Genomic DNA, 23,426 nt, shown 5'->3' on the forward strand with positions numbered 1-23,426 from the left:
CTAGACTGGGACCATGGAATACCTCGTTCCGGTGTTGATCCTGGTGGTCGTGGCCGCCGTCGTCGGTGGCGGCGCATGGGTGCTGTCGCGCCGTGCCGCATCCGGTTCCACCTCCGGAAAGCCAGCTCACCGACCGCGGCGGGGGTCCCTGGCCGGCCGCATCAGCTCCGATAACGCCAAGGTCGCCTCGAACCGGATGGACCAGGCCGCGCACCGCGAGGTCTATCGGCTGATCGCCGCCGGCCGCACCGCCGAGGCCGTGACCGCCTACCGCCGCTCCACCGGACTCGGCACCTTCGAGGCCATGATGGACATCCAAGCCCTCGCCACCTACCCGCAGATGTGGACCAAGCCGACGGCCGAGGGCACCGGGGCCGAGAGCACGACATCGGCTGCCTCGCCCGCCGCTGAGAGCGCACCCGAGAGCCCCGGCACCCGGGTGCCCCCGGCGGACATCGCCGACGCCACCGACCTCGTGGTCCCGGAGGACTGGCTGGAGGAGGGCCTCCCGGCCGACCGACCGTTCGAGCTCGAGGTGGTGCGGGACGAGACCACTGTCCGCGTGTCCTCGGACGACCTGCCGCCCCACCTGCGGGATCAGCTGACCGCCCTGGTCCGTGACGGCCGAGTGGAGGACGCCGCCCTGGAGCTCTCAGCGCACACGGTGCTCACCGCCGAGGAGGCCCTGCAGTTCCTGCACATCCTCCAGCGTGAGCAGGGCCAGGACGACTGAGGCCCGCTTAACGCCAGCGGCGCCCGACCCGTGGTGGGTCAGGCGCCGTCAGCATGTGAGGTGACGTGAGAGGCGGGGTCAGCCGCGGCGGCCATCCCGGCCGGTGGCGGTGTCGTCACCGTCCACCTCGACGTCTTCGTGTTGCACGGTCCCGCTGACACGTTCGGTGTCCCGGACCGTGTTCTTGTCCACGGTCACCTTCTCGGCGGTTGCGGTCTTGTCCACCACGGGGACCTCCTCATGGGTGGTCACGACGACGTCCTCGTCCCCGCCATCGCGCACGGCCTCAGGGGAGGACGGATCGATCGGCTCGCGCTCGACGACGACTTCTTCCCGGCTCACCGGCACCTCCACGGTCTCCGTGTCCGTGTAGGAGTGCTTGCGCAACCGGACCTGGCCGGACTCGCGGCGCTCTGTGCCCACGTTGAGCTGCTCATCGCGGGCCACCACTGTCTCCCGATCATGACCGGCCGCCCCGGGAACCTGCCCGGCCGCGTTGACGTCCCGGTCCAGGTCGGCGGCCGTGCGGTCAGCATCGCCGCGCTGGGTGCCGAGGCCTCCGACGCCGGTGGCGGCGGTGCCGCTGGCCGCGGCCACGCCAGCGTCCCAATCGGTACCGGCGTCACCGGTGCCCTGGGGGTATTCCATGGAGTAGTACTCGTAGAGGCGCCGCTCTTCCTCGGGGGAGAGCGAGCCATCCGCATCGATGTTCGGAGCATCCTTGACGAACGCCTTGTCGAAGGGAACCTGCAAACCATCCTGGTTCCGAGTGGCCTCGGAGACAGGGATGAACGTTTCCTTCATCCCGAACAACCCGGTCTTCACCGTCACGAACGTGGGCTGGTTGTTCTGATCGTCGAGGTAGACCTGGCCGATCGTTCCGATCTTGTCGCCGTCATTGCCGAAGACGGTCGCGTCCTGGAGTTGGTCGATTGATGTGAAGTCCTGCATGTTGCGCGCTCCTTCGCTATGGGTGACCGGCGAGCGATGAGCCCAGCCGGCGTCACGTTTTCGACCCTAGACCCTGAGGTTTCCGGACGATAGGAGCGAAGGCCTCCTTGAGCGCATTCAGAGCGGACCATCAGGCGGCGCACAAAAAAGTCCTGAGCCGCGACACCGTTAGTAAACGATGTCGCGACTCAGGACAACTGCGGAGACGGGGGGATTTGAACCCCCGGTCCGACTTTCGCCGGACCCTTCATTAGCAGTGAAGTCCATTCGGCCGCTCTGGCACGTCTCCACTGTCGCCATCGATGAGATGGTAACCCTGACATGGTAGCCGCCGAGGGGCCCGGAGTTCAAAGCGAGTCGTCCGCGACGCTCCTCCACAGGAACTCCAGGGACCGCGCGTGCAGGGCCGCGGCCTGTCTGTTGTCCGAGGCCCCCGCGTGACCGCCCTCGAGATCCTCGTGGAACCACACGTTCGGCACGCCCAGCCGCATCATCCGGGCCGCCATCTTGCGAGCCTGAACCGGGCCGACCCGGTCGTCCGAGGTGGCCGTCCACACGAGGAGATCCGGGTAGCCCGTGCCCGGGCCCTCGGCATCGCGTCCGGCCTCGGCGCCGGGAACCGGTCGCTCGAGCAGCAGGTGGTAGGGCGAGAAGGTGCGGACGTACTCCCACTGCTCGGGATCCTCCGGGTCACCGTACTCGGCGATCCAGCTGTGGCCGGCGGAGAGCACCGTGTACCGGCGCATGTCCAGCAGGGGCACCCCGCAGCTCAGGGCACCGAACAGTTCGGGGTAGGTGGTGGCCATGTTGCCCATGAGCAGGCCGCCGTTGGAGCGGCCGGTGGCAGCCAGGTGTGGCCGGTCCGTCACGCCGCGCCGGATGAGGTCGCGGGCCACGGCGGCGAAGTCCTCGTAGGCACGGTGCCGGTTCTCCTGCAGGGCCGCCCGGTGCCAGTCGGGTCCGTACTCGCCGCCGCCGCGGATGTTGGCGATCACGTGGATGCCCCGGCGGCCGGCGTCGTTCTGGCGGCTCAGCCAGCCGCGGCCGTACACGCCGGAATAGCCGGGCAGCTTGGAGGCGAGGAACCCGCCGTAGCCGTCCATCACCACGGGGTTGGCCCCGTCGGCCTCGAGATCCTCGGGGCCGATCTGGAAGTACGGGACCCGGGTGCCGTCGTCGGACACGGCGAAGTGCTGGCGCACGGCCAGCCCGGTGGCGTCGAAGTGCTCCGGCCCGGTGCGCACGGTCACCAGACCGGGAACGACGCCGTCCGGCCGGCTGCCCTCTTCCAGGTCCGCCGGGAGCGTGGCCCGCAACAGGGTGGGCGGGGTGAGTGCGCCGGTGGCGGTGATCCACAGGTCGTTGCCGCAGTCCGGATCCTCGTCATCCACCGCGCTGACCCCCAGGGTCAGGAAGGGGTCTGCGGGATTCGGGTGCGCCAGCCGGATCCGGCGGGTGGCCCCCAGCGCCGGTGGTCGCCCGGCGGTGGTCTGCGGGGTCCCACGGGGATCGTGGGCCGCCAGCGCGGTCTGGGGCAGGGCGTACAGGGTAGAGGCGACGTCCTGGAGCACGGTCAGCACCAGGTGGGACGCGGTCCACGTCCATGCGGACAGGGTGCGGTCCGGGGCGGGCAGGAACGCGGCGCGCGGCTCCTCGGAGCCGTCCAGGAAGCCGTCCACCGTGCAGACGAGCAGGGCGCCGGCCGGGTGTACGGCAGTCGGCAGCTCCCACTCGGACTTCAGGAACACCGTCAGCCACTGCCGGTGCACGTCCACCTCGGCATCCAGGGGCACCTCCAGCAACCGCCAACCGGGGCGCTCGCCGGCGCTGTCCGTGGATTCCGGCGACTCGGGGTCCCGCAGCCACGTGGTGGAGCGGTAGAAGTCCACGGCGTCGATCGCGACGGTCCGCTCCCAGCCCGGTGTCGAGTCGTGCCCGCCGAACGCGGCCACGTGCGCGGCATCCACCTCGAACACGGTGGGTGCTGCGGCGATGGCAGCCTCTGGCCCGCCGCGCTGCAGGACCCGCAGGGTCCGGGCGTAGGAAGACCGGGTGGCGTCGCCGGCCTCGGGATCCGGGTCCGTCACCGTGCCGACCAGCAGCCGGTCACGGTCGATCCAGGAGGCCTGGGTCTTGGCCACCGGTAGGTCGAAGCCCTCGGGCGTCGGCACGAAAGCCCGGGTGGCGAGATCGAACTCGCGCACGGCCACGGCGTCACCGCCATCAGGGGAGAGCCGCAGCAGGGCACGGTCCCAGTCGGGGCGCAACAGCCGGGCGCCGGCGAACACCCAATCGGTGCCCTCCCGGGCAGCCAGGGCATCCACGTCCAGGAGGACCTCCCATTGGGGGTCCCCGGCCAGGTACGGCTCCCAGCGGGTCCGGCGCCACACCCCGCGCGGGTGCTCGCCGTCCCGCCAGAAGTTGTAGTACCAGTCGCCGCGCTTGGTGACGTGGGGGATCCGGTCCGGGGAGTCGAGGATGGCGGTGAGGTCCCGCTGCAACGCATCGAAACCGTCTGAGGCCAGCATCGCCTCGGTGCGGGCATCCTGCTCCCGGACCCAGTCCAGGGGGCGCTCGCCGTGGATGTCCTCGAGCCAGAGGAACTCGTCCTCAGCCTCCGTGGCGAGGCCGGTGGACGTGACGGTGGGGACGGGGTGCGGGTTCTGCTGCATGCCCCCATCGAAGCACACCTCCCCGCACCGGCCGTAGGCTGATGACCACGAACACGCCGCACCGCGAGAGGACCCCCGCCATGACCCCAGCCGTCCCAGGAGAACGGTTCACGATCGCCGTGGTGGGAGCCGGCCCGCGGGGGACCTCGTTCCTGGAGCGGTTGCTGGCGGTGGTGGAGGAGGCTGGAGGGTCGGCACCGGTGCCGGTGGTGGACATCGTGGTGCTGGACCCGGAGGAGCCGGGACCGGGCCACGTGTGGCGGACCGGCCAGTCAGAACTGTTCCTGATGAACACCCCATCCTTCTTCCCGACCGTGGCGGCCGCCGGCACCCCCGGCCTGCGGCCGTCGTCGGTGGCGCTGACCTTCGACCAGTGGCGCATGGCCCACCCGGACCGGGCCCAGGTCCTGGACCGCACCGACTACCCGCCGCGAGCGACCTATGGGCGCTATCTCGCCGAGACCTACCGCGAGGTGACGGACGCACTGGCCGCATCGGCCGCCGTCGGGACCCTGGAATGGCGCCAGACCGAGGTGGTGCACCTGGAGCCGGCACGGACGGTGACCCCGGCGATCCTCACGCTGGGTGACGGGAGCACGCTGGCGGCGGACGCCGTCGTGCTGGCCGTGGGGCACGTCCCCGCCCGCCTGACGAGTGAGCAACACCGCCTGGCCGCCGCGGCGGCCGAGCTGGGACTGGAATACCGCGGGCCGTCCATCCCCTGTGACCTCGATTGGGACGAGGTGCCTGCAGGAGCCGACGTGCTGGTGCGCGGGATGGGGTTGAACTTCTTCGACGCGCTCGCCCAGCTGACCCTGGGCCGGGGCGGCCGCTTCGTGGACACCGGCCAGGGCCCGGGCCGGGCGCTGCGCTACGAACCCTCCGGCGCCGAGCCCGTGCTCCACCCGGCCTCGCGGCGGGGCGTCTGCTACCTGCCGAAGGCCGAGCTGGACTCGTTCGTACCCCATGCGGTGGCCCTGAAGTACCTGGTGCCGGAGGTGGTGGAGGCGCTGCAGGCCGAGCACGGCCCGCTCGACTTCATGATGCACCTGTGGCCGCTGATCCACCGTGATGTGGTGCGCGCGTACTACAACGCCCTGGTGCACAATCGTCCGGAGATCCTCGGCGGCTCGGGTCCGGCCACCGAGTTCCTCGCCGCCCTCGTCGGGCTCCTGGAGTCTGCCGGGCGCGGCGAACCGGTCACGGCGCACCAGGCACAGGAGCTGCTCCACGCATATGCGCCGGGCATGCCGTTCCTGGACATCCGGACCCTGGCCCGCCCGTTCGAGGGCCGGGTGTACGACTCGGGCGAGGACTACCAGCGGGAGGTCGCCGGTTTCCTGGAGGGGATCAGCGCCGAGGCCGCGGCCGGCGAGGACTCCCCGCTCATGGTGGCCATCGGGACCCTGCATGCCGCGCGGCTGCTGGTGAAGCAGCTGGTGGCGGAGCAGCGGCTCACCGATGCCTCCCGGCGGCGGGACGTCTCCGGCTGGTTCGAGACGCTCGTGGAGGGCCTGGCGTCCGGTCCGCCGCTGACGCGCGTGGAACAACTGCTCGCCGTGGCCCGAGCGGGCCTGGTCCGGTTTGTGGGCCCGGATCCGCAGTTCGAGCCCGACGCCGGCCGGTCCCGGTTCACGGTGTCCTCCCCGCAGGTGGGTGGTGCGGACGAGGCCCAGGACGTGCATCGGGGGACCTGGATGATGGAGGCGATGATGCCTCCGAACCGGGTGCTGCTCTCCACCTCAGACCTGGTGTCCTCGCTCCTGGCCGAGGGCACCGCGGTGCCTTACACGGTGGAGGACGAGGAGGGTGACCCGGTTCCGGGCCGCGGCTTCGACGTCACCGAGCGGCCCCACCGGTTGAAGGGGGCCGGGGCAACGGTCCAGGAGGGGGTGTTCGTCCTGGGGCTCCAGCTGGCCTCCGTCCAGTGGGGCACGGCGATCGCCGCGGAGGCCGGCCGTGATCCGGACGGCCGGGCCCGTACCTTGGGTGATGCCGATGCCGCGGCGCGCGCAGTCTGGTCTCTCGCCCACCCCTCACCGCACCATCCCTGACCCCCGTAAGCGCAAAGTGACCCCACCCCCGCCGTTGTGACGGGGAGGGGTCACTTTGTTCCTGCCCTGGCCGGACAGGCGGTTCTGCTCAGGTAATGCTGATCAGCCGGTGCTGATCAGTCGGTTGTGGTCAGGTCGAACTGGTACATGACCTTGGCGACCTCGCCGCGGGTGATCGGGTCGAACGGACGGTAGTCACCGTCCGTGTACCCGTTGACCAGGCCCTCGGAGGCGGCCCAGGCGATCGCCTCGTAGTGCGTGCTGGAGGTCGGCACGTCCTCGAACGCCGACTCAGCCGGAGCCGTGAAGTCCTCCGGGCCGGCGGCCCGGTACAGGAACGTCACGAACTCCGAGCGGGTCACGTCTTGGCCCGGGCGGAAGGTCTCGTCCGCGTAGCCGGTGGTGACCTGGTTGGCCTCATCGGCGGCCCAGGCGATCGGGGTGAAATGCGGGGCGCCGGCCGGCACGTCCGGGAACGCTGCCTGGGCTGGGTCCGCGGTGAAGCCGGGGGCCAGGTAGCGCTGCAGGAAGGCCACCGACTCCCCGCGGGTGATCTCGCTGCCCTTGCGGTAGGTGTTATCGGTGTAGCCGGTGGTCACCCCGGCGGTCTGCATCCATCGCACCGGGGCGTAGTACTGCGAATCGGGCTGATTGTCCGAGAAGTCCGCCTCCGGCTCTGGCTCCTCCTCACCACCCAGCTGGACGCCGACCAGGATCGGGTTGTGGTCGGAGGAGCGCCACTGATCGGGGGCGTAGAGCTGTTCCGGGGTGTAGTTGTAGCGGGAGTACTCCAGGGCCACGGACTCATTGGCGTTGATCATCCAGATGTCACTGCCCGTGACCGTCTCGTCGGCGGTAGGGGAGGCGAAGATCCCATCCAGCGAGCCGACGCCGGCATCGAAGGCGTAGGAGTACTCGCCCTCGGCCTTGGCCCCCTGGCTGACGTAGCCGGCGGCTTCGAGGACCTTGATCGGGTCCTCCTTCTCGTAGGCGTTGAAGTCGCCCATGAGGAACACCTGATCGGTGTCCTCGGAGGCCTTCAGATCCTCGGCGAAGTCCACCAGGGATTCGGCCTGGGCCACACGGTCCGCATTGGAGTTGCCTTGCCCGTCACCGTTGTCCTCGTTGCCGGTGCCGGAACCGGAGCCCTTGGACTTGAAGTGGTTGGTGATGGCCACGAACTCGGTGCCCTCGAGGCCGCCGTCCTCGCCGAGGGCGCGGAAGGTCTGGGCCAGTGGCTCGCGGGCATTGCCGAAGGCGGGATCACCGGTCAGGATGGTGGATTCGCCCACGGTCTCCACCGCGGACGGCTGGTAGATGAACGCGTTGCGGATGTAGTCCTCGTCCGCGGCGGCGGGACGCTCGGCCGGTGAGGCGGCGTAGGCCCACTTCTCCGAGCCGGCCTCGGCATTGAGAGCCTGCACCAGTGCGGCCAGGGACTCGTCACGGTCCTTGCCGAACTTCACGGGGTTCTCGATCTCCTCGAGGGCCACCACGGAGGCATCAAGCCCATTGATGGCGGCGACGATCTTCTCCTGCTGGCGCAGGAAGTTCTCCTCGTTGTAGGCACCGCGCGGATCACAGTAGTCGGTGGCGATCGGGTTGCCCTCGTGGTCCAGGTAGGCGTCGCAGTCCTCGAACTCGTCCCCCAGAGTGGTGAAGTAATTCAGCACATTGAAGGAGGCCAACTGCACGTTGCCGCCCACGTCCTCCGGGCTGGCCTCCGCCTCACGGGTGTTCTCGAAGGTCGCGGGCTGGACCTCCTCGGCGTTCTCGTGCGTGAGGTGCTGGGTCGGCTGGAAGTTCCAGGCATCGTAGCGGTAGTCGAGGATGACCGGGTCGGTGAAAGCCACGGCGGAGCCCACCCGCACAGGGTCGTCGATGCCCAGGTACGGCAGCTTGTTCTGGTTGCCGGGGGAGCGCATGAAGTTCGTCGAGGCACCGTCATCCAGGACGATGAGCTTCTCGGCGTTCTCCACCATCACGGCCTGCGCTTCGGCACCCGGGTTGGCGACCGACGTCGGGTTCGGTAGCGGGTCGGAGCCCGGGGCGAGGCCGAGCGAACCGTAGGCGTTCACGTCGTAGTTGTCCGTGATCGTCCACTCCATGCTGGAGGGGTCGATCAGCATGCCCTCGTGGGCCTCCTTGGTCGCCTCATCGGCAGGGAACTCGAGGACGGTGGGTTTGACCGCCTCGGCGGCCGCCTCGACTTTCTCCACACCGCCGGCGCGGACCGTCAGCTGGGTGCCTGTGTAGTACTCGCTGACCTCGCCGGTGACCTGCACGTGGTCGCCCAGGGCGACCTCACCCACGGTGTCCGCGGAGTAGATGAAGATGGCGTCCGAGGCACCCGGGGTGGCGTCGTCGTCGCCTCCGGAACCGGCGGTCTGGAGGTAGTAGCCGTTGAAGCCGCCGGTGGAGTAGACGGCGGTGACCACACCCTGGGTCATGACGTTTTCTCCGATCATTTCGGAAGCGGCGCCTGTGCCCTGGATCTCGGCGATCGGCGTCACCTCCGTGGGGACCTCGGGCTCGGGTTCCGGTTCACCCGTGCCGCCCCCGGCGGTCTCGCCTGCGGCGTTGGTGGGAGTGACCGTGCCGGTGGCCGTGAAGTCGGCGGAGTTGTCATCCGTGTCCACACCGTCCGTGCGGGTCATGGACTTCGGGTCGTTGTTCGCCGAGGGGCCGGTGGCGGCGGCGGTCTCGAAGGTGTTCGAGGTGCCGTAACCCAACAGGTCGACGACGCCGGCCGCCTCGGTCTCAGCGGTCACGGAACCGACCGGCAGGGAGACCCGTTCGGTCTGGTTGGCCAGGACGATGGTCCCGTTGGTGCCGGCGAAGGCCACGCTGGTGCCGATACCGGCATCGGCGACTGGCAGGGCCTCACCGTTCGGCTCGTTGCCATTGGCGTTGCCCTGGACCAGGTAGTAGCCGCCGGCCTTGATGGTGCCCGAGAGCTCGATGACCCCGGTCGGTTCGCCGGTGCCGCCCGAGGAGCGGTACTGGATGGACCAGCCGTCCAGGGAGACGTCGGCATCGCTCGGGTTGTAGAGCTCCACGAACTTGTGGGTGAAGACGGCGTTGGCCGAACCACCGTTGGTGTAGGCCTCGTTGATGATGACCGCGTCGTCGGAAGGGGCCGCCGTGGCAGCTTGTGCCGGGACCACGAGGGTGGCGGACAGCAGCGCCATCGAGGCGCCGACTGCGGTCAGGCGTGAAGAAAACGTCATGGTGATGTCTTTCGGTGGGAGTGACGTTGGGATGATGCCCGGCGCACAGTGACCCCACCCCGTCATTACTGCGGGGGAGGGGTCACCGTGCGTGTGGAGAGGTTGAGGGGTGAGGAGGCTTCGGTCAGCCGTTGTCGGTCAGGTCGTGCTGGTACATGACCTTGGCGACCTCGCCGCGGCTGATCGGGTCGTACGGGCGGTAGTCACCGTCCCGGTAGCCGTTGACCAGTCCCTCGGCGGCGGCCCAGGAGATCGCCTCGTAGTACGAGCCGGTCGCCGGCACGTCCGGGAACACCGAGACCTCGGGAGCGGTGAAGCCCTCAGGATCCACTGCCCGGTAGAGGAAGGTCACGAACTCCGCCCGCGTCACGTCCTGGCCGGGACGGAAGGTGCCGTCCGTGTAGCCCTTGGAGACCGGGGCGCCGTCGGAGTCGTCAGCGGCCCAGGCGATCGGGGTGAAGTGCGGGGCGCCCGCGGGCACGTCCGGGAACACTGCTTCCGCCGGGTCGGTGGTGTAGTCCGGGGCCAGGTAGCGCTGCAGGAAGGCCACGGACTCCCCACGGGTGATCTCGGCCGCCTTGCGGTAGGTGCCATCGGTGTAGCCGGTGGTCACCCCGGCGGCCTGCATCCACCGCACCGGTGCGTAGTACACCGAACCGGGCTGATTGTCCGAGAAGTCCGCCGGGACATCGGTGCCGATCGTCAGGGCCGAGCGGACCTCGGTGGTGGACTCGTACGCGTCGTCGTAGGCCACGGTCATGATCAGCTCGCCCACGCCGGTGGTCTCGGGTGCCTGCAAGGTGGACAGGTCTGCGGACTCGCCGTCTGCTGCCACCTCCACGGTGCCGACCTCCACGGCCTCGCCCTCGGCCGGCTGGAAGACCACGGAGACCGAGGTGGCATCGCCTGCACCGTCGGAATCCATCTCCAGGTTCTCCAGCGTCAGGGAGAGCTGAGCCCCGGGGGCGGCGGTGCCGGTGGCGTCCTTGACCTCCACCGCCTTCTTGGCGAAGTCCGGGCGAATGTCGCCGGAGGCGGCGGTCTCGGCCATCACGTATTCCTGGAAGGCCTGGTTGTCCATGATGCCCAGGTCGACCTTGTTCTCCTGGCCGATGGCGAAGCCCTCGTACCCGTCCGGGGCAGAGTTCTCAGTGCCCACCCAGGAGTCATCGGCGAGGAAGGACAGGGTGCCGATGGTGTACATCTCGTCCATGGCCACGGGCTCGCCGGAGATCCAGATGCCCGTGACCTTGTCGTCCTGCGGCCGGGACTCGTCATAGGTCCAGGTCAGTTCCTCGGACCAGCCGAGGTGGTGGGTCTTCTTCCCCTCCTGCCAGTTCTCCTCGAGGACCTGCTTGAGGGAGGAACCCGGGATGTCGAAGTAGGTCAGCGTGTTGCCGAAGGGAGCAAGGTCCAAGATCTCACCGAGGCTGACCTTGCCGATCATGTCGGCCGCCTTGTTCGAGAAGTCGCCGCCGCCGGTCAGCCGGTCGAACAGCAACTCGGCGCGCAGGCCGCCGGAGTTGGTGACCCCGAGGTCCACCTCGGGGTTGCTCAGGGAGATGCGGTCCTTGAGGGCGTTGGCGGCCCAGTTACCGAGGGTGGTCTCCTGCCGGCGGGTGCCACCGGCACGCCAGCTGCCGGACTCCTCGATGCGGGTCTGATAGTCGGTGGTGATGGAAGAGTCCATCTCGCCGATCACGGTGTTCTTCAGTTCGTCGAACTCGGCGACGGCGGCCTTCTCGGTCTCGTAGATGGCCTGGACCGTTTCGGTGGAATCCGCCACGAGGGCGTCCATGGCCGCCGGGTCGAAAGCGCGATTCGGCTCGTCGCCGGTCATCGGGGTAGCGGTCCGCTCGATGAGGTCGGAGGAGTAGTCCACGACCTCCTTGGTCTCCGAGTCGACGGTCAGCTCAACGGCGGCCAGCAGGTTGCCGGACTGCCCGGCCTGCACCACCGGGCGCTCAGTCTCTCCGGCCGTGGTCTCGTAGTTGTAGGTCTGGTGGGTGTGGCCGTTGAAGATCACGTCCACGGACTCGTCGGTGCCGTTGACGATGGAATCGAAGACCGCCGAGTTCTCCACCTCGGTGGCCAGGTCGCCGTTGCCGGAGGCACCGTCGTGGTAGGAGGCCACGATCACGTCGGCGGTGCCGGCGGCCTCGATCTCCTGGGCCACGCCGTTGACGGCGTCGACCAGGTCGATGACCTCGTTACCCTGTAGGCCCGATCCGGTGGTGGTCGCGTAGAGGTTGTTCGGGACGGCACCGATCACCGCGACGTCGACACCATCGACCTCGAAGATCTCGTGGTCCGTGATGACCGGCTCCTGGGTTTCCGGATCCACGAAGTTCGCCGCGAGGAAGTCGAAGTCGGCGATGTCGGCGACGCGGCCGGTGAGGTCGTCCAGGCCCTTGTCGAACTCGTGGTTGCCGGCGGCGGACACGGCGAGGCCGAGCTGGTTCATGATCTCGAGGGTCGGCTCGTCGGCCTGGACGTTCGACACGGAGGCGGAGGCACCGATCAGGTCGCCGGCGGAGGTCAGCAGGGTGGAGCCCTCGCCGTTGGCCGTCTCGAAGGCGGTGCGGTAGCCCTCCACCGTGTGGGAGAAGAGGGTGCCTGCGTACTCCTCGGACAGCGCCCCGTGGAAGTCGTTGAAGCTGAGGATGGAGATCTTCTCGGTGCCCTCGGCCGCCGGCTCGGCGGCGGCCTTCACGGCCTCATCGGTGGACACGGAAGCGCCGGCCCCTGTGGAGGCCGGCGCGGGTGGTTCGGTGGTGGCAGACGCAGGCACGGCGACGGCGGGGGCGGCAACGAGCCCCGCGGTCAGAACACCTGCCAGCAAGGACTTCCTTGACTGCAGCGACATGTGATTCCCTCTTTGGTTCCCCTGGACGGTGCGGACCCGCCGGCGATGGGGATGTACCGGCGCTGGTCGACTTCCACTGAAGTGGCAGCCCTGACATCTGATCACCGCCGGGTGAAATTCCGGTAACGGTGGAGGGAACGGTACAGGGCAGGGCTGGTGAAGACCAGATCCAAAAGACCACGATGCCGTGGCAACCGGTTCGGCTGCCACGGCATCGCGGGTGGTGCATGCGCGGATGGTAAGAGATTCGAACTCTTGGTACGGGGTTACCGCACACTGGTTTTCAAGACCAGCTCCTTCGGCCGCTCGGACAACCATCCCAGGGGACCATTCTAAAGGCCCCGATCAGCCTACCGGTCTCACGGCAGTTCATGGCTGGGACTGTTCCGCTCCCGCAACGGTGCCGCCTCAGTCCTGTACAGGTGGCCCTTCTCCAACCTTCATCCACAACTCCGGTCGCCGGTGCTTATCGTGTCCGGCCACCTTCGTAGAGTAGTACACATGTTCGAAGCCCAGCCGAGTGAGCCAAGCGAAAGTGACGTGCGCCAGCCCGACGGCGGCGCCACCGGTAGCGCTGCAGCCGCCGGTTCGCTGGTGCCGGCCCTTGCTGTTCCGGCCAACGCGCTTCACCTCATCGGCCTGCGCTGGGCCCTGGCGCGGATGGTCCCCGCCGCAGCCCTCAATCCCGATGACCTGGACGCGCGGCAGGTCATTGCCTCTCCGGACGGGCCCGAAGCAGAGGCAATTGACCGGATTCAGGCCCTGGAAGCACTGAAATCGGCCTGTGCAGCCGCCCAAGCCCGGGAAACCGCCGCCTTGCACGCCCACCGCACCACCACCGAGGCCGCCCAAGGCATCCCCGAAGCTCGTCGGGGTCGTGGCCTGCCCGGTGAGGTCGGTCTGGCCCGCCGCACCGGATCCCGGGGCTCCAGACACCTCCGCCTCGCCACCTGAATTTGGTGGCGGACCTGCCTCACACCCTGGAGGCACTGACCACTGGACGCATCAGCGAAGAACAAGCCGCCGCGATGGACCGCCAAACCCACTGGCTGACTTCATCTCAACGCCAGGCCGCCGACTCTGCCTTGGCAGGGCGGATCGAATTCCTCGGCCACCGCGAACTCATCCAGGAAGCCCAAGCTGCCGCCCAAGGGCAAGACCCTGCCGCCGCACTCCAACGCCAGGAACAAGCCTGCCGGGACCGGCACCTGAGCCTGAAACCCGCCCAGACCAACCCCGGCATGGCCTACCTCACCGCCCTGCTCCCGATGGCCCAGGCTGCCGCTTGCTATCAAAACCTCACCACGGCCGCTGCCAGCACCATCGCCGAAGGCGATGCCGCCGAGAGGACGCCACAGCAGGTACTCACCGACCTCTTCGTCCAGCGCCTCACGGGCCAGACCACCGCCGACGCCGTCCCCGTCGAGATCCAACTGATCATGACCGACACCGCCCTCCTCGACACCGCCAACGACTCTTCCAGCCCCGTCGGACCAGCCGGGTCCACTACCGGAACTGCTGGTCAGTCCGCTTCTGGATTCGGGCGGGAGGCAAACCTCCCGGCGTGGATGCCCGGTCACGGTCCGATCCCGGCCCCAGCGGCACGCCGGATGATCGCAGACACCGAGGCCGAGGTCTTCATCCGCCGGCTCTACACCGCACCTGGAACCGGTCAACTCGTCGCGATGGACTCACACCGCCGTGCCTTCTCCGGCCTGCTGCGGCACATGGTGCTCCTGCGTGACGGGGTCTGCCGTACCCCGTACTGCGATGCCCCGATCCGGCACATCGACCACGCCACACCCCACCGCGAAGGCGGGCCCACCTCCTGGGACAACGCCTCCGGACTCTGCGTGCGTTGCAACCACACCAAAGAGAACCCCGGCTGGACCCACCACGCCACCGCCGGCGAACTCCGCGTTACCACCCCCACCGGCCACGAGTACACCAATCACCCCCGGCCCCTCACCCCACCAGCAGAGCCAGAACGCCTGTCGACAGCACCACCGCTGAAAGAACCACCGCCGAAGGAACCCGGACAGTCACGGGTGATCGCCTGCTCCACGAACACCACCGTGACCGCCACCCTGCCGGACGACCTCCCCAACGACGCGCCAGACGGCTCGCCGCTGCGCTTAACAGTCACGCCACGGACTAGGAGATCGGCGCTGAGGCCACCGTTGCGTTTCGGGATGGCTCACGCGACCCTGCAACCAGGCCACACCCTGCAACCAGACCACCCGAGTAGCCTAGAAGCAACGCTGAGAAAGTCGTTGGCCAGCCACCAGAGAAGGGGAGGACCATGTCCCAGGAGCTCCATCACCACACCATGCGCGCCGTGACGTACGCCGGCGCCGGCGGGCGTGAGGTCCTCTCAGTGGAGGACCTGACCCTTCCTGTGCCGGGGCCCGGTGAGGTCCTCATCAGGGTCACTGCTGCCGGCATCAACCGCGCGGACCTGCTGCAGCGGGCGGGCAACTATCCGGTCCCAGAGGGTGCCTCGGAGGTGCCCGGGCTGGAGGTCTCCGGAACGATCGAGGAGACCGGGGCCGGCGTCGGGAATTGGGATTTCGGCACGCCGGTCTGTGCCCTGCTGGCCGGTGGCGGCTATGCGGAGTACGTGTCGGTCCCCGCCGGACAGGTGGTCCCCGTCCCCGACGGCGTCTCCCTCACCGATGCGGCCGGCCTCCCGGAGGTCGCGGCCACCTGTTGGTCCAACCTGGTCCAGCAGGCCGGCGTGGGCCGGGGCGACTGGGTGCTCGTGCACGGTGGCACCGGCGGGATCGGCTCGTTCGCTCTACAACTGTTGAAGGCACTGGGCGCGCGTCCCGTGGCGACCGCCGGTAGCGCGGCTAAGGTGCAGCGGAGTCTCGAGCTGGGTGCTGAGGCGGCCATCAACCACCGCGAGGAGGACTTCGTGGCCCGGATGAAGGAGATCACCGGCGGCCACGGCGCAGATGTGATCCTGGACGTGATGGGGGCGAAGTACCTGGAGAAGAATGTGGCTGCTTTGGCGCAAGGCGGGCGGCTGGTGGTGATCGGCCTGCAGGGCGGTGCCTCCGGAACCCTGCCGATCGGCAAGGTCATGGGCAAGAACGCCGTGGTGACCGGGACGATGCTGCGGCCACGGCCCGCGGAGGAGAAGGCCGGGATCATGAGGGAGGTGGCCGAGCACGTCTGGCCGCTGGTGGCCTCCGGAGCGATCTGCACCACCACGGACGCGGTGTTCGCTCTGGACGACGTGGCGGCGGCCCAGGACCGCTTTGAAGAGGCGGACCGGACGGGCAAGATCCTGCTGGTGGCCGGGGAGAGGCCTTGATGGCCGGACCGTTCGCGCGGCGCCGGCAGGCCAAGAAGGATGAGACAGAGCTCGGGACCGAACTCTGGCGCCGGAGCCATGACTGGTTCATCCGCTCGCTGGACCGGTACTGGCAGGTCGTCCAGGAGGCCCGCGCCGAGGGCAGGATCCCCGAGGACGAGTTGAACGGGCTGGTCAACGCCGGCAACGTGCTGGCCGAGTTGGCGCCGCGGGTGCGCCACCTGTGCGCGGAGGCCCACCGCCAGCACCCCGGGACCGGTCTGCAGGTCCCCGCCTCAGGCAGCGACGTGCACCGCATCCTCTCCCGAGCAGCGAACGACTTGGCCACCACCGCCCAGGCCGCGGCGTTGTTCCGGCTGGGGCAGGCCTCCCTGCACTCGGTGGGACGCCGAGCCGAGAAGGTCGTGGCCGCCGTGCAGGAGGCGGAAGAAGCTGCCGGGTTCCGCCCGGGAGCCTGAGGAAGCGTCGCAAGGCCCAGCAAGCCCGCTGGGACTGGAAACGACAACGCGCCGTTGCGGAGAAGATCCCCTCAACGGCGCGTTTCCTGTCTGAGCCCCCTGCCGGATTCGAACCGGCGACCTGCTCTTTACGAGGGAGCTGCTCTGGCCAGCTGAGCTAAGGAGGCGAATGCTGACACCCGGGGGTGCCACGGCTATCGATGATAGCGGGCCGGTACCCCGCCGGGCAAAAGCAGAGAGAGCACACGGCGTTCACAACCCACAGATGACGTTCACTTCACGTCCAACCGCAGGACAGGTCACTGCGGTGGAGTGGTCCGAACATGATGACAGGCCCGGCACCCGCCGGGCCGTCTGTCTACGGGAGGACAGCTGTGATGAGGCCTGCCACCACCCCACCCCACCGGGACGTCCGTTCGCGGCGTCCGCTGAAGCTGGCCGTCCTGGACATGTCCGGCACCACCGTGGATGAGGGAGGCCTCCAGGACGAGGCGTTCAACACCGCGATCCTGCAGGAGGGCATCGAACCCGGTGGCTCCCGCTCGGACGCGATGGTGGGGTATTTCCGTGAGGCCCGTGGTACCTCGCGGCATGAGATCTTCCGCTCGGTCTTCGCCGAGGACCCGGTGGCGGCCCGCCGTGCCAATGCGTGCTTCGAGGCCACCTATGACCGGTTGCTCGCCGAACGTGGCGTCCGCCCGGTGGCCGGTGCCGCGGAGGCCGTGGCCGCTCTCCGGGAGGCGGGCCTGAAGATCGTGCTGACCACGGGCTTCGCCCGTCACACTCAGAACATGATCCTGGAATCACTGGACTGGATGGGCGTCTCCGATCTCAGCCTGTGTCCCTCGGACGCCGGCCGCGGCGTGCCCTACCCGGACATGATCCTCACGGCACTGCTGGCCCTGGACCTCGAGGACGTCCGCTCCGTGATGACGGTGGGGGACACGGCCGGGGACATCCGTGCCGGCCAGCGGGCCGGTGCCGGGCTGACCGTGGGGGTGCTGACCGGCTATCACGACGAGGCCGTGCTCAGCGGCGCCGGGGCGACCGCCGTCGTGCCCTCGATCCGGGACATCCCGGCCCTGGTGACCGGCGCCGGCTGCTGACCGGCTGACCCGCTGACCAGCGGGCAGACGTATCAGTCGCAGGTCAGCCCGTCCTCCGGCACCTCACCGTCGATCAGGTACCCGTCCACGGCGGCCCCGATGCACTCCCCGGCCCGGCCATAGGCGGTGTGGCCCTGGCCGTTCCAGGAGACGAGCACCCCGGATTCGAGCTGGTCGGCCAGTGCCGGGGCCCACTCGTACGGGGTGGCGGGATCGCCCTGGGTGCCGATGACCACGATCGGCGCTGCCCCGGGGGCGCTGGCGGGCGCGGGCTCGTCCACCGGCTTCTCGGGCCACTCGGCACAGTTCGCCCCGCCGAAGGCCAGGAACCGTCCGATGGTCGGGGAGGCCTCATCCAGCTGCTCGGCCTGGCTCCGGAGCGTCTCGGTGTCGGACGGCGCGGAGGAGTCGAGGCAGTTGATGGCCGTGAAGGCATCGTTGATGTTGGAACCGTATTCGCCGTCCTCGTCCCGTCCGGCGTTCAGGTCCGCGAGGTAGAGCATCAGGTCCGGGTTGCCGTTCATGGCGTCGGCGACGGCCTGGGTGAGCATCGGCCAGTTCTCGTCGGCGTACAGCGGGGTGATCAGCCCCGCGACGAAGGTGGCGGCCGGGACCTGCCGCCCGTCGGAGGACGTCAGCGGGGACTGCTCCACCTGTGCGAGCAGCTCGCGGAGCTGCTGCACGCCGTCCTCCGCAGTGCCGGACAGCGGGCACTCCGGGCCGGCGAGGCAGGACTCGGCCCACGCCGTGATGGCCTGCTCGAACGCCTCGGCCTGGCCGAGGGTGACCTCGAACTCGTCGAGGGAGGGATCCATGGCCCCGTCCAGCACCATCCGGCCCACGTTGGCCGGGAACTGCTCGGCGTAGGAGGCCCCTAGGGCGGTGCCGTAGGAGAAGCCGAGGTAGTTCAGCTGCTGATCGCCCAGCACGGCCCGCAGCAGGTCCATGTCCCGGGCCGCGGAGTCGGTGTCCACGTGGCCGAGGACCTCGCCGGTGTTCTCATCGCAGGCTTGCGCATACTCCCGGGCGGATTCCCGGACCTGGTCCAGGCCCTCATCGGTGGAGGGATCGATGTGCTCCTCACGGGCAGCGTCCATCTCCTCGTCGGACAGGCACTCCACCGGCGTGGAGCGGGACACGCCGCGCGGATCGAAGCCGACCACCGCGTAGTGGTCCTGGACGGCTCCGGAGACCACGTAGTCCAGCGAGTCCACCACCATGTCCACCCCGGACGCGCCCGGGCCACCGGGGTTCAACAGCAGGTGCGGGGCGCCATCCTCGGCGCCGCCGGTCCGGACCAGGGCCAGCTCGATCCGCTCACCCTCCGGATCCGCATAGTCCAGCGGGGCCTCCACGGTGGCGCACTCGAAGTCGCCGGCATCCTGCTCGCAGGACTGCCAGGCGGGTTCCTGGGCGTAGAGATCCTCCAGCCCCTCCGGAACGGCGGCGGTGCCCGACGTCGGCTCCGCGGCTCCAGAGTTCGGCCCACCTGGCCCACCTGGCCCACTGTCCGGCCCGCCGTCCGCTGTGCAACCGGTGAGCACCAGGGCGGTTGCGAAGACGGCGGCGATGGCACCGGAGCTGGACGGGAAGGGGTGCAGGCGCACGCGGGGTCCTTTCAAGGCGGTGGTCAGGCGGTGGTCAGGCGGTGGTCAGTGGGTCAGGCCTGGTGACCTGGGCGGCGGTCCAGGATGCGGTCCGGCAGGAAACTCATCGTCATGGCTTCGAGCGCCAACAGCGGGGGCACGTTGCCGGCCAGACGCCGGCGGGCGGTGGCCACGGCGTCGATCCGGGCCACGGTCCGCTCGGCGGTGACTCCGTGGGCGTAGGAACCGAGTTCGTCCCGGAGGTGCTCGTTGACCAGCTCGGCCCCGGTGCCCAGCTGCAGGGCCAGCACGTCCCGGAACAGGCCCGTCAGGTCGATCATCGCGCGGTCGAGGGTGTCATGCACGGAGCGCTTGTTGCGTGCCGTCTGGCTGTCCTCGAGGCGCTTGACATGGTTGCGGAGCTTGGGTGGGACCTTCTCGTCCTCACCCAGGCCCAGCGCACGCAGCAGACCGGCCTTCTCCTCGGCGTTGCGGACCTCGGCCGAGGACTTCGCCTCCTCCTGGGTGACCTCCACCAGCTCCTTGGCCAGGGCCACCGCGTCCGAGGTCGCCTGGATCCGCAGCGGCAGGTGGACCACGGCTTCACGGCGCTGCCGCGCCCCCTCGTCGCGGGCCAGCCGCCGGGCCATGCCCACGTGGGACTGGGAGGCGCGGGCCGCGAACAGCGCCAGTGCCGGGTCCAGGCCGTCGCGGTCCACCAGCAGGTCCGCGACCGACTGCACCGCGGGGATGCGCAATCCCACGGGACGGCAACGGGAGCGGATGGTCACGAGCACGTCCGCGGGGGAGGGGGCGCACAGCATCCAGATGGTCCGGGCCGGCGGCTCCTCGATCGCCTTGAGCAGGACGTTCGTGGCGCGCTCCGTCATGCGGTCCGCGTCCTCGATGATGAAGATCCGCCACCGCCCGGAGGAGGGGCGGTCCTGGGCGAGAGAGATCAGCTCGCGGATCTCGTCGATCTTGTACGTGACGTTCTCGGTGGCCATGACCTTGACGTCCGCGTGCGTCCCCGCGTGCACGGTCAGGCACGCGTGGCAGCGCCCGCAGCCGCGCTGGGCCGGGTCCTCCTGCTCGCACTGCAGCGCCTGGGCGAACGCCCGCGCGGCATTGGACCGTCCGGAGCCAGGCGGACCGGTGAACAGCCAGGCATGCGTGGGGGAGTCCATGGTCGCGGCCCGGGACAATTGCCCGACGGCGGCCTCCTGGCCCGCGAGTTCGGCCCACGCGGGTGCCACGGGTGCGGCGCTCATCGGCCGGCCCCTTGGCCGAGCAGCCCGGCGACCCGTCCCCAGACCTCGGCGGCGATCTCGACGGCGGACCGGCCGGCGTCGAGCACCTGGTAGCGGTCCGGGGCCTGGGCGGCACGGTCCGTGAAGGCGGTGCGGATGCGCTGGTGGAAGGGTTCGGGCTCGGACTCCATGCGGTCCGGACCGGTGCCGCCGGCAGCCTGTGCGCGGCCGGCCCGGCGGGTGGCGGCGGTGCCGGTGTCCACGTCCAGCAGGACGGTCAGGTCCGGGTGCAGCCCGCCGGTGGCCCACTCGTTGATCCCGGCCACCGTGTCCGTGCCGAGGTCCCGGCCGGCACCCTGGTAGGCCACGGAGGAGTCCACGTAGCGGTCGGTCACCACGGTGCGGCCGGCGGCCAGGGCCGGACCGATCAGCTGGCGGACGTGGGCCGAACGGGAGGCAGCGAAGATCAGGGCCTCGGTCACCGGGTCGATGGGGGCGTGGGCCGGGTCCAGCACGAGGGAGCGCAGCTGTTCGCCGACGTCGGTCCCGCCCGGCTCGCGCGTCAGCAGCACCTCGTGGCCTTCGGCCGTCAGCCGTTCGGCGAGCAGCCGCGCCTGGGTGGACTTGCCGGAGCCGTCCCCGCCCTCGAAGGCGACGAAGAGACCCTGCGGACCGGTCCGAGCAAGGACGGGTCCGGGGGAGGTGGAAGGCTGCTCGATCACCGGTCCAGCCTAACGGCCCACGCCGTCACAACGGGCAACGATCCACAGCCCCAGGCCCGCCCCGGACGTACGATTTCAGGATGCATCCCGAAACCCTGTTGGTCAGTGCCTCCCGTCCCGCCCGGGAGGTGGATGCCCCCGTCAACGACCCGGTGCATTTCACCTCCACGTTCGTCGGCTGGGAGCCGGACGCGGCGGGACCCCGCCGGCTCTACGGGCGCATGTCCAATCCCACCTGGGACGGCCCGGAGCAGCTGCTGGCAGCCCTGGAGGGCGTGGAGGACCCGGTCGAACGGCCCGCCCTGCTGTTCTCCTCCGGCATGGCCGCCATCTCGGCCGCCCTGCACCTGGCCCCGAACGGTGGCCGCATCGTGGCCCCGCAGCACGCCTACCAGGGGGGACTGTCCCTCCTGGACTCGCTGCAGCAGACCGGGCGGCTGGCCGTGGAGCGGGTGGACATCACGGACACGGAGGCCGTCGTCCGCGCCGTGCGCGATGGCGGGGACGCGGACGGTCCCGCCAGCATCCTCTGGCTCGAATCGCCCACCAACCCCATGCTGGAGGTGGCGGATCTCGCCGCACTCACCGAGGCCGCCCACGCGGCCGGCGCCCTCGTGGTGGTGGACAACACCTTCGCCACGCCCCTGGTGCAGCGGCCGCTCGAGCTGGGCGCCGACGTCGTGGTCCATTCGGTGACCAAGTACCTGGCCGGGCACTCGGACGTGGTGCTGGGTGCCGCCGTGACGGACGACGCCGGCCTGCACCGCCGGCTGCACGCCCACCGCACGCTGCACGGGGCGATCGCCGGCCCCATGGAGGCGTTCCTCGCGCTGCGCGGCATGCGCACCCTGGCCCTGCGCCTCGAGCGCTCGCAGGCCAATGCGGCCGAGCTGGCCCGCCGCCTCGACGCTGCCCGGCGCGAGGGCACCCTGCCGGTGGCCGCCGTGACGTACCCGGGCCTGCCGGAGCACCCGCAGCACGCCCTGGCCGCAGCCCAGATGCAGGGTGGCTTCGGGTCCGTGCTGACGGTCGTGATGGAGGGTGCGGCAGCCGCCGATGCCGTGGTCCAGAACCTGCGCCACTGGGTCCCCGCCACCTCCCTGGGCGGCGTGGAGTCGCTGGTCGAGCGCCGCCGGCGTTTCGACGGTGAACCGGCCACCGTCCCGGCCGGACTGCTGAGGCTGAGCGTGGGCATCGAACACGTGGACGATTTGTGGGAGGACCTGCAGGCCGGGATGCGGGCCGCGGCGGTAGGCTGAGCCCATGTACCCGTGGATTCTAGTCTCGACCATTGAGAATTGGCTCTACATCGCCTTGTCCCTGGTGGCCGTCGTGCTGGCCGTCTGGGCCTTCGGCGACTGCCTGATCCGGGGCAAGGACCAGTTCGAACGGGCCGGGCAGAAGACCAAGACCTTCTGGCTGCTCCTCACCGGGGTGGCGGCCTTCGTGGGCGTGGTGTCCATGGCCGGGGCCGTTAACAGCCTGGGTGCCGGGTTCAGCCTGTTCCAGATCGCCGCCCTGTGCGTGGCCGCCGTGTACCTGGCCGGGCCGCGCGGCGAGCTGAAGCTCTTCGGCAGCGGAGGCTCGCGCCCCTACGGGTACTGATCGGGTCCCGTCGCACGGCGGGCCGCGTGGTGACATCCCGTTAGGATGTGGCCATGGCTGAGACACCCTACAAGCTCGTCCTGCTGCGGCACGGCCAGAGCGACTGGAATGAGAAGAATCTGTTCACCGGTTGGGTGGATGTGCCGCTGACCGCCAAGGGCCGCGAGGAGGCCGCCCGGGGCGGTGAACTGCTCGCCGCGGAGGGTCTGCTGCCGGACGTCCTCCACACCTCCGTGCTGAAGCGGGCCATCACCACCGCCAACCTGGCCCTCGAATCCGCTGACCGGCAGTGGATCCCGGTCAAGCGCGACTGGCGTCTGAACGAGCGCCACTACGGTGCCCTGCAGGGTAAGGACAAGGCCCAGATCCGGGATGAGTTCGGCGAGGAACAGTTCATGGTCTGGCGCCGCTCCTATGACACCCCGCCGCCCGCGCTGGACGACTCCTCCGAGTTCTCGCAGGCCGGTGATCCCCGCTATGCCGGCCTCGGAGAGGGCATCCCGCGCACCGAATGCCTCCAGGACGTCGTCACGCGGCTGCTGCCGTACTGGGAGACCGAGATCGTGCCGGACCTGAAGGCCGGCAAGACCGTGCTGGTGGCCGCCCACGGCAACTCCCTGCGCGCCCTGGTCAAGCACCTGGACGGCATCTCGGACGAGGACATCGCCGGGGTGAACATCCCCACCGGCATCCCGCTGTACTACGAGCTGGATGAGCATCTGAAGCCGGTGACCGCCAACGGCCGCTACCTGGATCCGGAGGCCGCGGCCGCCGGTGCCGCCGCGGTGGCCGCCCAGGGCAGCGCTCAGGGCCCGGCTCAGTAGCCCCGTAGCCCGCGAGCCGCGAGCCCACCAACAACGACGTCGGCCGGTCA

General features: G+C 69.7%; 17 protein-coding genes and 3 tRNA genes. 10 read left to right on the plus strand and 10 right to left on the minus strand.

The features are described from left to right. The first annotated feature begins 13 nt into the window (after nucleotides 1–13). Nucleotides 14–733: a hypothetical protein gene (locus IEX49_RS07250; protein ID WP_188805487.1), complete on the plus strand. Its 720-nt coding sequence runs from the start codon at nucleotides 14–16 to the stop codon at nucleotides 731–733. 78 nt (nucleotides 734–811) lie between these two features. Here the strand turns inward: IEX49_RS07250 and IEX49_RS07255 are convergent, their stop codons facing one another. The 3 genes from IEX49_RS07255 to IEX49_RS07265 form a co-directional block, all read right to left on the minus strand. Then, nucleotides 812–1,684, minus strand: a complete 873-nt coding sequence (locus IEX49_RS07255) for a DUF2382 domain-containing protein (protein WP_188805488.1) — start codon at nucleotides 1,682–1,684, stop codon at nucleotides 812–814. Between the two features lie 200 nt (nucleotides 1,685–1,884). Continuing rightward, nucleotides 1,885–1,973: transfer RNA gene (locus IEX49_RS07260), tRNA-Ser, on the minus strand. A gap of 58 nt (nucleotides 1,974–2,031) precedes the next feature. Beyond that, nucleotides 2,032–4,356, minus strand: a complete 2,325-nt coding sequence (locus tag IEX49_RS07265) for a prolyl oligopeptidase family serine peptidase (protein ID WP_188805489.1) — start codon at nucleotides 4,354–4,356, stop codon at nucleotides 2,032–2,034. An 80-nt stretch (nucleotides 4,357–4,436) separates the two neighbouring features. Between IEX49_RS07265 and IEX49_RS17015 the strand changes: the two genes are divergently transcribed. After that, entirely contained in the window at nucleotides 4,437–6,410 is a 1,974-nt protein-coding gene (locus IEX49_RS17015) for an FAD/NAD(P)-binding protein (protein WP_188805490.1), read from the plus strand. Nucleotides 6,411–6,526: 116 nt separating this feature from the next. Here the strand turns inward: IEX49_RS17015 and IEX49_RS07275 are convergent, their stop codons facing one another. The 3 genes from IEX49_RS07275 to IEX49_RS07285 form a co-directional block, all read right to left on the minus strand. Beyond that, nucleotides 6,527–9,640 carry an ExeM/NucH family extracellular endonuclease gene (locus IEX49_RS07275; RefSeq protein ID WP_188805491.1) on the minus strand — a complete coding sequence of 1,038 codons (3,114 nt, stop codon included), beginning with the start codon at nucleotides 9,638–9,640 and terminating at the stop codon, nucleotides 6,527–6,529. 124 nt (nucleotides 9,641–9,764) lie between these two features. Further along, nucleotides 9,765–12,482 (minus strand): 5'-nucleotidase C-terminal domain-containing protein, encoded by a 2,718-nt coding sequence (locus tag IEX49_RS07280; RefSeq protein WP_188805492.1) that lies wholly within the window; start codon nucleotides 12,480–12,482, stop codon nucleotides 9,765–9,767. A 256-nt stretch (nucleotides 12,483–12,738) separates the two neighbouring features. Further along, nucleotides 12,739–12,826: transfer RNA gene (locus IEX49_RS07285), tRNA-Ser, on the minus strand. 181 nt (nucleotides 12,827–13,007) lie between these two features. On the opposite strand from IEX49_RS07285, the gene IEX49_RS07290 reads away from it, so the two are divergent. From IEX49_RS07290 to IEX49_RS07305, 4 genes are read left to right on the plus strand one after another with little or no spacing between them, the layout of a single operon-like run. Then, complete coding sequence (locus IEX49_RS07290; RefSeq protein WP_188805493.1) at nucleotides 13,008–13,460, plus strand: hypothetical protein; 453 nt, start codon at nucleotides 13,008–13,010, stop codon at nucleotides 13,458–13,460. Nucleotides 13,461–13,465: 5 nt separating this feature from the next. Further along, nucleotides 13,466–14,848 carry an HNH endonuclease gene (locus IEX49_RS07295; RefSeq protein ID WP_188805494.1) on the plus strand — a complete coding sequence of 461 codons (1,383 nt, stop codon included), beginning with the start codon at nucleotides 13,466–13,468 and terminating at the stop codon, nucleotides 14,846–14,848. Next, on the plus strand, nucleotides 14,836–15,825 hold the full coding sequence (locus tag IEX49_RS07300) for an NAD(P)H-quinone oxidoreductase (RefSeq protein WP_188805551.1): 990 nt from the start codon (nucleotides 14,836–14,838) through the stop codon (nucleotides 15,823–15,825). Before IEX49_RS07295 ends, IEX49_RS07300 begins: the two co-directional genes overlap by 13 nt. Further along, a complete protein-coding gene (locus tag IEX49_RS07305) occupies nucleotides 15,825–16,283 on the plus strand; it encodes a hypothetical protein (RefSeq protein ID WP_188805495.1) in 459 nt (152 codons plus the stop codon). Before IEX49_RS07300 ends, IEX49_RS07305 begins: the two co-directional genes overlap by 1 nt. Before the next feature lie 93 nt (nucleotides 16,284–16,376). Here IEX49_RS07305 and IEX49_RS07310 read toward each other — a convergent pair. Beyond that, a tRNA-Thr gene (locus IEX49_RS07310) sits at nucleotides 16,377–16,450 on the minus strand. Nucleotides 16,451–16,660: 210 nt separating this feature from the next. On the opposite strand from IEX49_RS07310, the gene IEX49_RS07315 reads away from it, so the two are divergent. Then, a complete protein-coding gene (locus IEX49_RS07315) occupies nucleotides 16,661–17,389 on the plus strand; it encodes an HAD family hydrolase (RefSeq protein ID WP_229672362.1) in 729 nt (242 codons plus the stop codon). A 32-nt stretch (nucleotides 17,390–17,421) separates the two neighbouring features. On the opposite strand, the gene IEX49_RS07320 is transcribed toward IEX49_RS07315, so the two are convergent. The 3 genes from IEX49_RS07320 to tmk are packed head-to-tail and all read right to left on the minus strand — an operon-like array spanning nucleotide 17,422 to nucleotide 20,947. After that, nucleotides 17,422–18,996, minus strand: a complete 1,575-nt coding sequence (locus tag IEX49_RS07320) for an alpha/beta hydrolase (protein ID WP_229672364.1) — start codon at nucleotides 18,994–18,996, stop codon at nucleotides 17,422–17,424. A gap of 53 nt (nucleotides 18,997–19,049) precedes the next feature. Then, nucleotides 19,050–20,246, minus strand: coding sequence for a DNA polymerase III subunit delta' (locus IEX49_RS07325; protein ID WP_188805497.1), 1,197 nt, complete (start codon nucleotides 20,244–20,246; stop codon nucleotides 19,050–19,052). After that, a complete protein-coding gene (gene tmk, locus IEX49_RS07330; RefSeq protein ID WP_229672365.1) occupies nucleotides 20,243–20,947 on the minus strand; it encodes a dTMP kinase in 705 nt (234 codons plus the stop codon). Before tmk ends, IEX49_RS07325 begins: the two co-directional genes overlap by 4 nt. Before the next feature lie 80 nt (nucleotides 20,948–21,027). Between tmk and IEX49_RS07335 the strand changes: the two genes are divergently transcribed. The 3 genes from IEX49_RS07335 to IEX49_RS07345 are packed head-to-tail and all read left to right on the plus strand — an operon-like array spanning nucleotide 21,028 to nucleotide 23,376. Beyond that, nucleotides 21,028–22,206 (plus strand): trans-sulfuration enzyme family protein, encoded by a 1,179-nt coding sequence (locus IEX49_RS07335; protein ID WP_188805498.1) that lies wholly within the window; start codon nucleotides 21,028–21,030, stop codon nucleotides 22,204–22,206. 4 nt (nucleotides 22,207–22,210) lie between these two features. Then, complete coding sequence (locus IEX49_RS07340) at nucleotides 22,211–22,552, plus strand: DUF2516 family protein (protein WP_188805499.1); 342 nt, start codon at nucleotides 22,211–22,213, stop codon at nucleotides 22,550–22,552. A 53-nt stretch (nucleotides 22,553–22,605) separates the two neighbouring features. Further along, the gene (locus IEX49_RS07345; protein WP_188805500.1) at nucleotides 22,606–23,376 is read left to right on the plus strand and encodes a phosphoglyceromutase; all 771 of its coding nucleotides are present in this window, start codon (nucleotides 22,606–22,608) and stop codon (nucleotides 23,374–23,376) included. Nucleotides 23,377–23,426: the final 50 nt, after the last annotated feature.

It is taken from the genome of Citricoccus zhacaiensis (genome assembly GCF_014645315.1).
In the GTDB taxonomy this organism is placed as follows: Bacteria; Actinomycetota; Actinomycetes; order Actinomycetales; family Micrococcaceae; genus Citricoccus; species Citricoccus zhacaiensis.